The following is a 13,885-nucleotide window of genomic DNA, read 5'->3' as shown; positions in this document are numbered from 1 at the left end:
GATGGGGGCCGACGGCGCTGGAATTGGTGACGTCGCTGGCCCCCACCCCACCCCTCCCCCAAAGGGGGAGGGAGTATTGCGGAGAGTGGCATGAAAAAGATCCTGATCGCCAATCGCGGCGAAATCGCCCGCCGCGTGATCGCCACTGCCCAGCAGATGGGCATCGCCACCGTCGCCGTCCATTCCGACGCCGACGCCCGCGCGCCACACGTGCACGAGGCGACACAAGCCTTCGCCCTGGGCGGCAATACTTCCGCCGAGAGCTATCTGCGCGTGGACAAGCTGCTGGCGGCCGCGCGCGCCACCGGCGCCGATGCGATCCACCCCGGCTACGGCTTTCTGAGCGAAGACGCGGCCTTTGCCCAGGCAGTGCAGGACGCCGGCCTGGTCTGGATTGGCCCGCCCCCGGCGGCGATTCGCGCGCTGGGCGACAAGGGCGCGGCCAAGCGTCTGGCCGTCCAGCAGAGCGTGCCGGTGCTGCCAGGCTACGCGGGTGAAGACCAGTCGACCGAGCGCTTCACGCAAGAAGCCGAGAAAATCGGCTACCCGCTGATGGTCAAGGCCGTCGCGGGCGGCGGCGGGCGCGGCATGCGGCTGGTGATGCAGGCAAACGATCTGCCCGGCGCGCTGCAGAGCGCCAGCTCCGAAGCCTTGGCCGGTTTTGGCAATGGCGCGCTGCTCATCGAGCGCGCGCTGATGCAGCCGCGCCATGTCGAGGTGCAGGTGTTTGCCGATGCGCACGGCAATGCGGTGCACCTCTTCGAGCGCGATTGCTCGGTGCAAAGGCGGCACCAGAAGATCATCGAGGAAGCCCCCTCACCCGCCGTCTCGCCCGCGCTGCGCGCACGCATGGGCGAGTGCGCGGTGGCGCTGGCGCAGGGCGCGGGCTACGTCGGCGCGGGCACGGTGGAGTTTTTGCTGGAGGGCGACAACTTCTACCTGATGGAGATGAACACCCGCCTGCAAGTCGAGCACCCGGTGACCGAGGCGATCACCGGCCTCGATCTGGTCGAGTGGCAAATCCGCGTGGCGCGCGGCGAGGCGCTGCCGATCACGCAAGACCAAGTGCCCATGCAGGGCCACGCGATCGAGGTACGCCTGTGCGCCGAGGACGAGCACTACACGCCACACGCCGGGCGCATCGCGCACTTTGCCGAGCCGCCGGGCGCAAGCCACTTCGCGCGCGCGCCCTTGCGCTTTGACCATGCGATCGAAGCCGGTGGGGAGGTCACGCCGTTCTACGACGCGATGCTGGGCAAGCTCATCGTCCACGCCGCCACGCGCGAGGAGGCGATCGATCGCCTGAGCGCCGCGCTCGCGCAGACCGAGCTGCTGGGCCTGCCGACGAATCGCGGCTTTCTGATGGAATGCCTGGGCGATGCGCGCTTTCGCGCCGGGCAGGCGCTGATTTCCTTCCTCGATGAACACGGCGATGCGCTGCGCGCGTCGCTCCTTGAAAAAGAGCTTTCAGCGCACACTGCATATGGCTTGGCGGCGGTATTGCCCCCTCTCCCCCTGGGAGAGGGCAGGGGTGAGGGCCTGCGGCCTGACCCGCCCCACCTTGCTCACCCGCAGACCCACCTGGCCTGCCCCTTCGCCGCCCCCCGCCGCCTGATCCACCGCGAACAGGTGAGCACGTTGGCGGTATGGGTGCGCTCGGGTGGCGTGCGGATCACAGGCCCGGATGGCCACGCGCGCGATGTGGCGGTGCAACCCTTGTCCGATGGCAGTCTGCGTTGCACTGGGGACGGCATCACCCAGTGCGTGCGTGCCGTGCCGGTGGCGGGCGGCGAGGGCGGCCAGCGCTGGCATGCGCAGGCGGGCGGTGTCGATTGGTGCTTCGAAGACGTCACCTATCTGGCCGAAACCGACGCCAGCCAAGCGCAGGCAGCTGCCGAATTGAAAGCACCCTTCAACGGCCGCGTGGTGCGCATCGCCGCGCAGCCGGGGCAGGCGTTGGCGCAGGGCGAGGCGGCCGTGGTCATCGAATCGATGAAGCTGGAGCACAGCCTCGCCCCGCGCGCCGCGGCCACAGTGGCCGAGCTGCTGGTCGAGGTGGGCCAGCAGGTCAGCCCCGGGCAGGTGCTGCTGCGCTTTGCGCCGCCCCAGCCGCAGGAGAAAACCGCATGAGCATGAGCGCCGAAGAGCTGCAGGAAGCGCGCACGCAACTCGTCGATACCGTCGCGCGCTTTGCCAAAACCGAGATCGCGCCGCACGCGACCGAGTGGGACGCGGCGGGGGAATTTCCGCGGCTGCTATACCGCCGCGCGGCCGATCTGGGCCTGCTCGGCCTGGGCTACCCGGAGGCGCTGGGCGGCACGCCCGCGCCCTACGCGCTGCGCATGCCCGCCTGGCGCGCGCTGTGCCGCTACGGCGCATCGGGCGGGGTGCAGGCCAGCCTGTTTTCACACAACATCGCGTTGCCGCTGGTGCTCGCGCTGGGCAGCGACGCGGTTCAGCAGGAAGTGATTTCGCCGGTGCTCGCCGGTGAGCGGATTGCGGCGCTGGCCATCACCGAACCCGGTGGCGGCTCGGACGTCGCCGCGCTCAAGACCACCGCGCGGCGTGAGGGCGATGAGTACGTGATCGACGGCGAGAAGGTCTTCATCACCTCGGGCATGCGCGCCGACTGGTTCACGCTGGCCGTCAGGACAGACCCGGCCAACAAGGGCGCGGGCGGCATCAGCCTGATCGTGGTGCCGGGCGACACGCCGAGCCTGTCGCGCACGCGGCTGGACAAGATGGGCTGGCTCTGTTCCGACACCGCGCACCTGCGCTTTGACGGCGTGCGCGTGCCTGCACGCTATTTGCTGGGCAGTGAAGGCGCGGGCTTCAAGGCCATCATGGGCAACTTCAACGGCGAGCGCCTGGGCCTGGCGGCGGGCGCGATCGGCTTTGCCGAGGCCTGCCTGGATGAAGCGCTCTCCTGGGCGCGCCAGCGAACCGCCTTCGGCCAGCCGCTCGTCCAGCACCAGGTGATACGCCACAAGCTGGTGGACATGCGCCAGCGCATCTGCGCCACGAGCGCCTGGCTGGACGCCGTGGCCGCGCGGGCCGATGCAGGCAACACCGGTGCCGACTGGGTGGCCGAGGTCTGCACGCTGAAGAACCAGGCGACGCAGACCATGCAGTTCTGCGCCGACGCAGGCGTGCAGATTCTGGGCGGCATGGGCTATATGCGCGGCACCGTGTGCGAGCGCATCTACCGCGAGGTCAAGGTGATCACCATAGGCGGCGGCACCGAGGAAATCATGAAGGAGCTCGCTGCACGGCAGTGGGGGTTTTGATTGGCGTTGGCTCCTTCCCCCTTTGGGGGAAGGCGGGGATGGGGGCTTGCGGCGTACCGCATTGCGGCGGCGCAGTTAGCCCCCACCCCAACCCTCCCCCAAAGGGGGAGGGAGTCAGTCACTGAACCAAGGAAGATGCACATGACAGAACTGTTGATCCGCCAGGAAGATGGCATCCTCTGGCTCACCATCGCCCGCGAGGAGCGCCGCAACGCGATGAGCGCGGCGGTGATTGCGGGCCTCATCGAACAACTCGCACGCGCCAACGCCGACCGCAGCCTGCGCGCCATCGTGCTCACCGGCGCGGGCGAGAAGGCGTTTTGCGCCGGGGCCGATCTGGCGACGGGCAAGAGCTTCCAGTTCGACTATGCCGAACCGCAGCAGGGCTTTGCCAATCTGCTGCGCGCCGCGCACGCGACGCATGTGCCGCTGATCGCGCGCGTCAATGGCGCCTGCATGGCGGGTGGCATGGGCTTGCTCGCGATGTGCGACCTGGCGATTGCCGCGCCGCATGCGCGCTTCGGTCTGCCCGAGGTCAAGGTGGGCGTGTTCCCCGCGCAGGTGCTCTCGGTCTTGCAGGGGCTGATCGGGCGGCGCGCGCTGGCCGATTTGTGCATCACCGGCGAGCCCATCGGCGCGCAGCAGGCGCTGGCCATCGGCCTGGTCAACGAGGTGGCCGAAGACCTGGATGCGGCGGTGGAAAAACTGCTCGCGCGCATCGTGGACAAATCCCCCGCCGCGATCCGCCGCGGGCTCTATTTGATGAAGCACCTCGATGGCCTGCCGTTTGAGCAATCGATGGCCTTCACCGAAAGCCAGATCGGCCTGTTCGCGCTGACCGAGGACGCGCGCGAGGGCCAGGCGGCCTTTCGCGAAAGGCGCGCACCGCAATGGAGTGGGCGATGAACGAGAACGACAAAGGCAAAGACAAAGTGGTGCGCATCGGCGGCGCCAGTGGTTTCTGGGGCGATTCCAGCGTTGGCGCACCCCAGCTCGTGGCCAGCGGCCAGGTGGACTACCTGGCGTTCGACTACCTGGCAGAGCTGACCATGTCCATCCTCGCGGCCGCGCGCATGAAAAAGCCCGAGCTGGGCTACGCCACAGACTTTGTCACCGTGGCGATGCGCGCGGTCTTGCAGGACGTGGTGGCCAAGGGCATCCGCGTGGTGAGCAATGCCGGCGGCGTGAACCCCGAGGGCTGCGCGGCCGCGCTGCGCCAGTTGGCCGATGAGCTGGGCGTGAGCGTGAAGATCGCTACGGTGACGGGCGACGACGTGATGCCGCTCTTGCCCGAACTGCGCGCTGCCCAGCCGCCGCTGGCCGAGCTGCAAAGCGGCGCGCCGCTGCCCGCCAAGGTCGTCACCGCCAACGCTTATCTGGGCGCGCTGCCCGTCAAGGCGGCGCTCGATGCCGGGGCGCACATCGTCATCACCGGGCGCTGCGTCGATTCGGCCGTCACGCTGGGCATCTTGATGCATGAGTTCGGCTGGCAGGCGGATGAGCTGGACAAGCTGGCGGGCGGGAGCCTCGCGGGCCACATCATCGAATGCGGCTGCCAGGCCACGGGCGGGCTGCATACCGACTGGCAGGCGGTGCCCGACTGGCCGCACATCGGCTACCCCATCGTGGAGTGCGCGCAGGATGGCAGCTTCACCGTCACCAAGCCCGCGGGCACGGGCGGGCTGATTGCGCCGCAGGTGCTGGCCGAGCAGATGCTCTACGAGATCCACGACCCGGCCGCCTATCTGCTGCCCGACGTGGTCTGCGACTTCACGCAGGTGACGATGACGCAAACCGGGCCGGAGCGCGTGCAGGTGCGCGGCGCACGCGGCCTGCCGGCGCCCGCGAGCTACAAGGTCTGCGCGACCTGGATGGATGGCTACAAGACCTCGGCGCAACTGACCATCGTCGGCATCGACGCCGTGGCCAAGGCGCGGCGCACCGGCGAGGCCATCTTCACCCGCGTGGGCGAGCTGCTTGCGGCCCGGGGTCTGGCGCCGTTTACCGCCACGCACATCGAGGTGCTGGGGGCGGAAAGCGGCTGGGGGCCGCTGGCGAGCCCGGCGGTGCAGCACACGCGCGAGGCGGTGCTGCGCATCAGCGCGCGCCACGCGGACAAGGCGGCGCTGGAACTGCTGGCGCGCGAGGTGGCGCCGGCGGGTACCTCCTGGGCGCCGGGCACGACCGGGGCGGGGGGGCGATCGGGCGTTTCGCCGCTGATACGGCAGTATGCGTTTTTGCTGGACAAGCAAGGCGTGGTGCCGGTGGTGAGGCTCGATGATGTGCCGGTCGCCGTCGGCCCTCACCCCAGCCCTCTCCCAAAGGGAGAGGGAGCCAATGCGCCGCCGGTAGTCCCTCCTCTCACAAAGGGAGAGAAAGCTGATGCCCCGCCGGTATTCCCCCCTCTCCCCCTGGGAGAGGGCAGGGGTGAGGGCCAAGAATCAAATCGGCCTGAAACGCTTGCCACACAATCGCAGGCAGCTATCAATACGGAAGAATCAGACACCATCGAAGTCCCCCTGATCCAGCTCGCCTGGGCGCGCTCGGGCGACAAGGGCGACACTTCCAACATCGGCGTGATCGCGCGCCGCCCTGAATGGCTGCCCCTGCTGCGCGAGCAAGTCACCGCCGAGGCCGTCAAAGCGCACCTGGCCCATGCCGTCAAAGGCCGGGTCACGCGCTTTGAAGTGCCCGGCATTGCAGCCTTCAATTTCGTCTGCGAGCAGGCGCTGGGCGGCGGCGGCATGGCCAGCTTGCGCAACGACGCGCTGGGCAAGGGCATGGCGCAGATGCTGCTGACCATGCGGCTGCGCGTGCAAGCGTGCCGGGGGGTCAATGCATGAAGGTCCAATTCGACTACTGCGGCTGCCACGTGATGGTGTTTGGCGGCACCAACGGCATCCATCTGGGCATCGCCCAGGCCTTTGCGGCGGCAGTGCAGCAAGAGGCCGTGCCTGCGCCCACGGATCAGGACAGCGCGCCCTGAAAGTCCATGGCGCGGCCGCCGGGCCACGCTGCGGCCGCCGCGCGAACGTGTGCAGGAGAAGCACCGGGGCAAAAAGTAGAACCACGGGTTAACCCTAATATCTGCGCCTGGCCAATGTGTGCAACCATGGCGGTCTCTTCCCACGCACAAGGCAGCTTGCCATGGCCACTTCCACCCTGGGCATCAAGGTCGATGAGCGACAGCGCGAGCGCATCCATGCGGCCGCGCAGCAGATCGGGCGCACGCCCCACTGGCTGATCAAGCAGGCGGCCATGCTCTATGTCGATGCGGTGGAGCGCGGCGCGCACGAGATCCACCTGCACGGCGCCGCCAGCGACGAAGCCGATGCGCCCGACGCCGACGCCGCTGCCGCTGGCAATGCCGCAAGCCAGCCCTTTCTGGCCTTTGCCCAGTCCATCTTGCCGCAGACGCCGCTGCGCGGCGCCATCACCGCCGCCTGGCACCGGCCCGAGCCCGAATGCCTGCCCGTGCTGCTGCCGCTGGCGCGCGCCGGCGAACCGGCGCAGGAAGCGCGCGTGCGCGAGCTCGCTACCCGCCTGGTGCAAGGCCTGCGCGACGCGCCGGTGCTCAGCGGCGTGGCCGCGCTGGTGCAGGAGTTTTCGCTCTCCAGCCAGGAGGGCGTGGCGCTGATGTGCCTGGCCGAGGCGCTCTTGCGCATCCCCGACCGCGCCACGCGCGACGCGCTGATCCGCGACAAGATCAGCCGCGGCGACTGGCGCGCGCATGTGGGCCGCTCGCCCTCGCTCTTCGTCAACGCCGCCGCCTGGGGCCTGGTGCTGACTGGCAAGCTCACCGCCACCAGCAGCGAAAAGACGCTCTCGGCCGCGCTCACCCGGGTGATCGCCAAGGGCGGCGAGCCGGTCATCCGCCAGGGCGTGCACCGCGCGATGAAGCTCATGGGCGAGCAGTTCGTCACCGGCCAGAACATCTCCGAAGCCCTGGCCAACAGCCGCGCCCACGAAAAACAGGGCTTTCGCTACAGCTACGACATGCTGGGCGAAGCCGCCACGACCGAGGCCGACGCCCAGCGCTATCTGGCCGACTACCAGCAGGCCATCCACGCCATAGGCAGCGCGGCCAACGGGCGCGGCATCTTCGAGGGGCCGGGCATCTCGATCAAGCTCTCGGCCCTGCACCCGCGCTACAGCCGCGCCCAGTACGAGCGCGTGATGAGCGAGCTGCTGCCGCGCGTGCTGCATCTGGCGGAGCTCGCGCGCCAGTACGACATCGGCATGAACATCGACGCCGAAGAGGCCGACCGCCTGGAGTTGTCGCTGGACATTCTGGAAGCGCTGTGCGCCGCGCCCAGCCTCAAGGGCTGGAGCGGCATAGGCTTCGTGGTGCAGGCCTACCAGAAGCGCTGCCCGCAGGTCATCGATTACCTGATCGACCTGGCGCGGCGCAGCCGCCGCCGCCTGATGGTGCGCCTGGTCAAGGGCGCCTACTGGGACAGCGAGATCAAGCGCGCGCAACTCGATTGCCTGCCCGGCTACCCGGTCTACACGCGCAAGGCCTACACCGACGTGAGCTACCTCGCCTGCGCGCGCAAGCTGTTGCAGGCGCCCGACGCCATCTACCCGCAATTTGCCACGCACAACGCGCAAACCCTGGCCAGCATCTACCATCTGGCGCAGTCGGTGGGCGGCAGCTACTACAGCGGCCAGTACGAATTCCAGTGCCTGCACGGCATGGGCGAGCCGCTGTATGCGCAAGTCGTCGGCCCCACGGCCGAGGGCAAGCTCGCGCGCCCCTGCCGCATCTACGCCCCGGTGGGCAACCACGAGACGCTGCTCGCCTACCTGGTGCGCCGCCTGCTGGAAAACGGCGCCAACACCTCCTTCGTCAACCGCATTGGCGACCCGGCCGTGCCGGTTGCCGAGCTGGTGCAAGACCCGGTGCAGCAGGCGCAGCAGATCGCGCGCGACGAGGGCGTGCTGGGCGCGCCGCACCCGCGCATTCCGCTGCCGGTGAACCTGTTTGCCGGCCAGGGGGCGCTGGCGCGGCCCAACTCCCAGGGCCTGAACCTGGCGCACGAGCAGCGCCTGGCTTCGCTCGCGGTGGCGCTGCTGGGCAGCACCAGCCATCCCTGGTTTGCCATGCCGCCGGGCGTGCAGCCGCCGCCCGAGCCCGAGCACGACGGCGCCTGGCAGCCGCTGCGCAACCCCGCGCAGCTGCAGGACACGGTGGGCTGGGTGCGGCCTGCAGATGCCGGCGACGTCGAGCACAGCGCCCGGCGCGCCGCCCAGGTGCTGCCGATGTGGGCCGGCCTGCCGCCAGCGCGCCGCGCCGACGTGCTGGCGCGCGCGGCCGACCTGCTGGAGCAGCGCGGCCAGCTGCTGATGGGCCTGATCCAGCGCGAAGCCGGCAAGACCCTGGCTGCGGCGCTGGGCGAGATCCGCGAGGCCACTGATTTCCTGCGCTACTACGGCGCGCAGGTGCAGGCGCAGTTCGACAACGCCAGCCAGCGCCCGCTGGGCGTGGTGCTGGCCATCAGCCCCTGGAACTTCCCGCTGGCCATCTTCACCGGCCAGGTGGCGGCGGCGCTGGCCGCGGGCAACGTGGTGCTGGCCAAGCCGGCCGAGCAGACGCCGCTGACCGCCGCAGCCATGATTGCGATCCTGCACGAGGCCGGGGTGCCGCACGATGCGCTGCAGTTGCTGCCCGGCCCGGGCGAAACCGTGGGCGAGCAACTGGTCGCGCACCCGCAGGTGGCGGGCGTGCTGTTCACCGGCTCGACCGCGGTTGCGCGCCGCATCCAGCAGCGCCTGGCCACGCGCCTGTCGCCCCAGGGCCGCGTCATCCCCTTGATTGCCGAGACCGGCGGGCTCAATGCCATGGTGGTCGATTCGTCGGCGCTGGCTGAGCAGGTGACGCTCGATGTGCTCGGCTCGGCCTTCGACTCGGCCGGGCAGCGCTGCTCGGCGCTGCGCCTGCTGTGCCTGCAGGAAGACATCGCCGAGCGGCAACTGGCGATGCTCAAGGGCGCCTTGCAGGAATGGCGCATGGGCAACCCCGACCGCCTGGACACCGACGTCGGCCCGGTCATCGACGAGGAGGCGCGCGCCCAGATCGAAACCCACATCGAGGCCATGCAGTCCGCGGGCCAGAAGGTCACGCGGCTGCACCAGAGCGCAGACAAGGGGTATTACGTGCCGCCCGCGCTCATCGAGCTGGACAGCGCCGCGCGCCTGAGGCGCGAAGTCTTCGGCCCGGTGCTGCACGTGGTGCGCTACCAGCGCGAGGCGCTGCCCGAGCTGCTGGCGCAGATCAACGCCAGCGGCTATGGCTTGACCTTTGGCGTGCACAGCCGCATCGACGAGACCATCGCCGAGCTCAGCGCCCGGGTGCAGGCCGGCAACATCTACGTGAACCGCAACATCATCGGCGCGGTCGTCGGCGTGCAGCCCTTTGGCGGCGTGGGTTTGTCGGGTACCGGCCCCAAGGCGGGCGGGCCGCTCTACCTGTACCGGCTGGTGCAGGGCGCGCCCAACGAGGCGCTGGCCGCGCTGCCCGCAAAGGAGGCGGCCCCGGCCACGGCGGCCGCAGCGCTGCTTGAGCCGCTGCTGCAGTCGCCGCCAGCGCAGGTGGACGCCGCCCAGGCCCGCGTCCTGGTGCAGGCCGCCATCAGCGCCGCGCGCCTGCATGAAAGCTGGCCGCTGCCCGGCCCCACGGGCGAATCCAACCGCTACCGGCTGCTGCCGCGCGGCCCGGTGTGGGCGCTGCCGCGCACCGCCCTGGGCCTGCTGGCGCAGGTGGCCGCGGCGCTTGCCAGCGGCAACGTCTGCGAGCTGGTGCTGCCCGAGGGCGACAGCGACTGCGCGGCCGCCTGGTCGGCCGTGCAGGCGGCCTTGGGCGAGCCGGCGCGCGAGCGCCTGCGCCAGGCCGACGCCGCCGCGCTGGACGATGCGCCCATGGCCGCGCTGCTGTTCGAGGGCGATGGCGACGCGCTGCTGCAACTGGCCACGCGCGTGGCCGCGCGCGCGGGTGCGCTGGTGCGCGTGGAAAGCCGCAGCAGCGACGAGCTGGCCGCAGGCCGTGGCTACGACCTGGCGGCGCTGGTGCATGAGCAGTCGATCAGCACCAACACGGCGGCGGCCGGCGGCAATGCGCAGTTGATGACCATGGCGTGAGCCGGCCCGGTCCGATCCGATCACTGCGCCATGTTTTGGCTCCTGTTGTGCGTCGCGCTGCTGGCGTGTTTGTGGCTGGCGTCCATCGTCGGCCAGATCTCCAGCCTGCGCTGGCCGCACCATCGCTTTCGCGTGGCCACGGCGGCGCAGGCATCGCCCGCGCATGCCGACCTGTTCGAGCGCGCCGAGCAAGAGCTGAGCGCGCTGGGATTCGAGCCCTTGGGCTGGGTCGGCATGGATGAGCCAGATGGCGCGCATCCCTCGGTAGTCATGCGCGTGCTGGTGCACCACGCCAGTGGTACGACGGCGCTGCTGAGCCCCGGCAAGCAGCTGCAAAGGCCCAACGAACTGATGGCGGTTTTGGCTACCTCGTTTGCCGATGGTCGTCGGCTCACCAGCGTGCCCAACATGCCGCTGGATGAGTGCTTCAGCTCCCCGGCGGACATTCGCCGCAGCCACGAGGTGCAAAGCCTGGAAATGCTCTTCGCCGCGCACCGCGAGGCCTGCGCGGCGCTGGGCACACAAGCCATGCCCGAGGCGCCCGACCTGCCCGCCTGGGTGGACCGGCTTGACGCCTACTGGGGGCGCTTTCTCGGTGATTTGGTGCGGCGCGGCTGGATGCGCCGGGACGCCGACGCCAGCCTGCGTCTGCGGCTGGCGAAGTACCCGGCTTTTTTCCGGGCGCTGACGCGCACGCCCAAGGCCCCGCCGCCCGGCGAGGTGCCAATGGCGCGCCAGCTCGCGCTGCTGGCCGAGCATGAGCGAGTGCGCGAACAGGCACCCGGGCCCGGTGTGCAATGGGGCTTGGCGCTGGCGGTGACGGCGGTCTTCGCGGTGTTTCTGGCCCTGGTCATTGGCGACGGCGCATCGGCCCGCTTCCATCGCTGGCTGGCGTTCTGGATCGCGCTCACCTTCGTGTTGCACGAAGCGGGCCGCTACCTTGCGATGCGCGCCATGGGCTGGCGCGGCGCGGTGCTGCCGCCGCTGGCGCTGCTGGGCGAACGCAGGCCCGGCGTCGACCCCGCACCCTCGGGCGCGCGCCGCGCCCTCGTCGGCCTGGCCGCCACGCTGCCGGGCGTGCTCCTGGGCTGGGCCTGGCTGACGCTCTGGTTCGGCGCCCCTGACTTCGCCGGCGTAGTGGTGAACATGGTCGCCCTGACCGAGACGCAGCCCTGGCTGCTGCCGGGCGCGCTGGTGCCGCTGCTCGTCAATTACGCGGCTCTGTTGCCGCTGCCCGCGTTCGAAGGCGGCCGGATCGTGCAAGCCTTGCTGCCACGGCGCTGGCAATGGCTGGTCTTTGCCCTCGCGGGCGCCGCGCTGGCCGGGCTGCTGGTTTTTGCCTGGCGGCTGGGTTTTTGGTCCTTCGTGCTGGTCGCACTCTGGCAGACCTGGGTCTGGCGCGGCGCGCTGCGCGAGGCCAGGCTCTTGCGCCAGGGCGCCAAGATCGAGCCGGGCCCCGAGCGCGACGCCCTCCTGCTCGCGCTGTGCACGCGCGCCAGGCCCGCCGCCGGCTTGGCCCGGCGCTTCGAGCAGATGCTGGCCCTGCGCGCCCGCCTGGACGAGGCGCCGCCCACGCCTGGCGTCGGCATCGGCTTGCTGCTGCTCTACCTGGCCCCGTTCGCCCTGGTGCTGCTGCATCCGGTGGGGCAGGGCGTGGTGTGGGTGCTGAGGGTTTGGGGGACGGCTTGAGGCGCAGGTGTGCGGCGGTGATTTTGGAGCATCAGAAGAGTACCGCATGACCTGTTTTGATACTGAAAACGGTATCATTGGAGTCATTCAGTACCGATTTGGATGCTTCATGAACACTCTGACCATTGCCGAAATCAAGCGTCGCGGCATGGCGGCCATCGGAGAAAAACTGCAGCACGGGCCGGTGCACGTGCTCAAGCACAACCGGCCGGCGGCTGTCATGTTGAGCGAAGAGGAGTACCGGCGCCTGACATCGGCGCAGGCGCCCCTTGTGCCCGGAATGACCGCGGCCCAATGGCTGCTGGCGCAAACGCAAGCGCCGACAGGGCGTCGTGAGCAGGCGGAGATCGATGCCGCCTTGGCCGAGGAACGCGCCTGGTGATAGCGTTTCTGGATGCCAGCGCGCTGATTTATCTGCTCGAGGGCGAGCCTGCATTGGCCCGCAGGGCGCACGCCGAGCTGGCCGCGCTCGCGCAGACGCATGCGGGCCTGCGTGTGGCTGTCAGCCGCTTGTCGTGGCTGGAATGCCGGGTCGGCCCGATGAAGGCGGACGAGCTTGCAAGACTCGCGCTGTTCGACGCCTTTTTTGCGCGCCCGGATCTGGTGTGGCTGGAGCTGACCCGTGAAGTGGTGGAGCTGGCGGCCGCCATCCGGGCGCGCCATGGCTTGCGTACCCCCGATGCATTGCAGGCGGCCTGCTGCTTGCAGCTCGGACCCGGGCATGTGCTGCTCACGGGCGATGCGGCGTTTCGGCGCGTGGCGGGGCTGAACGTGGCGGTGCTGGCCCCATTTGCGCCGCGACGCTAGCCGAAAGAAGCACGGTAGGCCGTCGGACTCAGGATCAAGCTGGACTCCAGCGGCGGCTTGATCAGGAATGCACGCGGCTCGGTGCCCCAGCCATACAACCTGAAGATGCGAAATCGATCCGGCGCTTCTCGCGCGAGGTCTCGCTCATTGCTTGAAAGATAGAAGGGTGTGCGTTGGTGGCCGACGGTGGTCTTCACTTCCAGGAAACGTTCTTCGCCATTGGGCTCGAACGATAGGATGTCGTACCCGGCGCCGTCGCCCTGTTCCTGCGCCACCCAGAGCACTTTTCTCGCGAGGTCTGCGCGCCCATGGGCTGTGAGGCGGGTGCGTTCTGATTCAAGGACGTATTCCTCACCTGCGCGACCCAGTTTGCGGTTGCGCTCGTCGCGCAGCGCCGGGTCAAAGCGCCGGGCGATGCGTTCGAGTTCCTGGTGAGTGGAAGTCAGCACCGTATTGAGGGGTGGCGGCGCTTCGATCGCCAGGGCAGGGGCGTCGGCCGCCCTCCAGTTTGCCTGCTCGGGGATGATGGGGCCATCCCATTCTTGAGCGACCCGCGTCTCCACCGCCTTCAACAAGGCATGCTGAAAGTTGCGCATGGGCGCATATCCGGTGACCCAGGGCAAACTCAAGCGCTCCAGCGTCGCGCTGATGTTCATGTACTTGTGCTCGATCGACGCAACGGAGCGCCCGATGCGCTTCGCAGTCTCTTTGTAGTAGCGTGCCTTGACAAAAGGGCGGCCCTGCAGGAAGAGCGAGCGCATGGCGAAGTAGTCCTGGACGACCTGCTCGATCTCGGCCTCCGTCCAGGCTGCCTTGAGCATGGTTTGGTCTTCTTCCTGGGGGGTTGGCATCATCGAGAACGCGAAATGGCTGGGTGGGTCGTGCCGAATTATGGTTCGCGACCTGGGCTTACACCCGGCCTTGCGGCGTAGCTCGGAAATGCGTTGCGGCATAGATGGGGCGCC

Annotated in this window: 10 protein-coding genes; 9 read left to right on the top strand and 1 reads right to left on the bottom strand. The window is 69.3% G+C overall.

The window, feature by feature from the left end:
• The first annotated feature begins 90 nt into the window (after positions 1–90).
• The 9 genes from KUD94_RS09660 to KUD94_RS09620 all read left to right on the top strand — a co-directional run bounded on the left by KUD94_RS09660 (position 91) and on the right by KUD94_RS09620 (position 12,920).
• Positions 91–2,130, top strand: coding sequence for a biotin carboxylase N-terminal domain-containing protein (locus tag KUD94_RS09660; RefSeq protein WP_218237003.1), 2,040 nt, complete (start codon positions 91–93; stop codon positions 2,128–2,130).
• On the top strand, positions 2,127–3,287 hold the full coding sequence (locus KUD94_RS09655; protein WP_218237001.1) for an acyl-CoA dehydrogenase family protein: 1,161 nt from the start codon (positions 2,127–2,129) through the stop codon (positions 3,285–3,287). Before KUD94_RS09660 ends, KUD94_RS09655 begins: the two co-directional genes overlap by 4 nt.
• A gap of 135 nt (positions 3,288–3,422) precedes the next feature.
• Positions 3,423–4,193: an enoyl-CoA hydratase/isomerase family protein gene (locus KUD94_RS09650; protein ID WP_370625863.1), complete on the top strand. Its 771-nt coding sequence runs from the start codon at positions 3,423–3,425 to the stop codon at positions 4,191–4,193.
• Positions 4,190–6,130: an acyclic terpene utilization AtuA family protein gene (locus KUD94_RS09645; RefSeq protein ID WP_218236997.1), complete on the top strand. Its 1,941-nt coding sequence runs from the start codon at positions 4,190–4,192 to the stop codon at positions 6,128–6,130. Before KUD94_RS09650 ends, KUD94_RS09645 begins: the two co-directional genes overlap by 4 nt.
• Positions 6,127–6,273 carry a hypothetical protein gene (locus KUD94_RS09640; protein WP_218236995.1) on the top strand — a complete coding sequence of 49 codons (147 nt, stop codon included), beginning with the start codon at positions 6,127–6,129 and terminating at the stop codon, positions 6,271–6,273. Before KUD94_RS09645 ends, KUD94_RS09640 begins: the two co-directional genes overlap by 4 nt.
• Positions 6,274–6,434: 161 nt before the next feature.
• The gene (gene putA / locus KUD94_RS09635) at positions 6,435–10,424 is read left to right on the top strand and encodes a trifunctional transcriptional regulator/proline dehydrogenase/L-glutamate gamma-semialdehyde dehydrogenase (protein ID WP_218236993.1); all 3,990 of its coding nucleotides are present in this window, start codon (positions 6,435–6,437) and stop codon (positions 10,422–10,424) included.
• Positions 10,425–10,454: 30 nt separating this feature from the next.
• Positions 10,455–12,113 carry a M50 family metallopeptidase gene (locus KUD94_RS09630; RefSeq protein WP_218236991.1) on the top strand — a complete coding sequence of 553 codons (1,659 nt, stop codon included), beginning with the start codon at positions 10,455–10,457 and terminating at the stop codon, positions 12,111–12,113.
• Positions 12,114–12,159: 46 nt separating this feature from the next.
• The gene (locus KUD94_RS09625) at positions 12,160–12,495 is read left to right on the top strand and encodes a type II toxin-antitoxin system Phd/YefM family antitoxin (protein WP_218236990.1); all 336 of its coding nucleotides are present in this window, start codon (positions 12,160–12,162) and stop codon (positions 12,493–12,495) included.
• Complete coding sequence (locus KUD94_RS09620; RefSeq protein ID WP_218236988.1) at positions 12,492–12,920, top strand: PIN domain-containing protein; 429 nt, start codon at positions 12,492–12,494, stop codon at positions 12,918–12,920. Before KUD94_RS09625 ends, KUD94_RS09620 begins: the two co-directional genes overlap by 4 nt.
• Here the strand turns inward: KUD94_RS09620 and KUD94_RS09615 are convergent.
• Complete coding sequence (locus KUD94_RS09615) at positions 12,917–13,741, bottom strand: DUF3883 domain-containing protein (protein ID WP_218236986.1); 825 nt, start codon at positions 13,739–13,741, stop codon at positions 12,917–12,919. The genes KUD94_RS09620 and KUD94_RS09615 overlap by 4 nt on opposite strands.
• Positions 13,742–13,885 lie beyond the last annotated feature (144 nt).

The organism is Comamonas sp. NLF-1-9 (assembly GCF_019195435.1).
Taxonomy (GTDB): domain Bacteria; phylum Pseudomonadota; class Gammaproteobacteria; order Burkholderiales; family Burkholderiaceae_C; genus Comamonas_C.
Note: the sequence above shows the minus strand (reverse complement) of the source record. Positions and strands in the feature narration are given on the sequence as shown.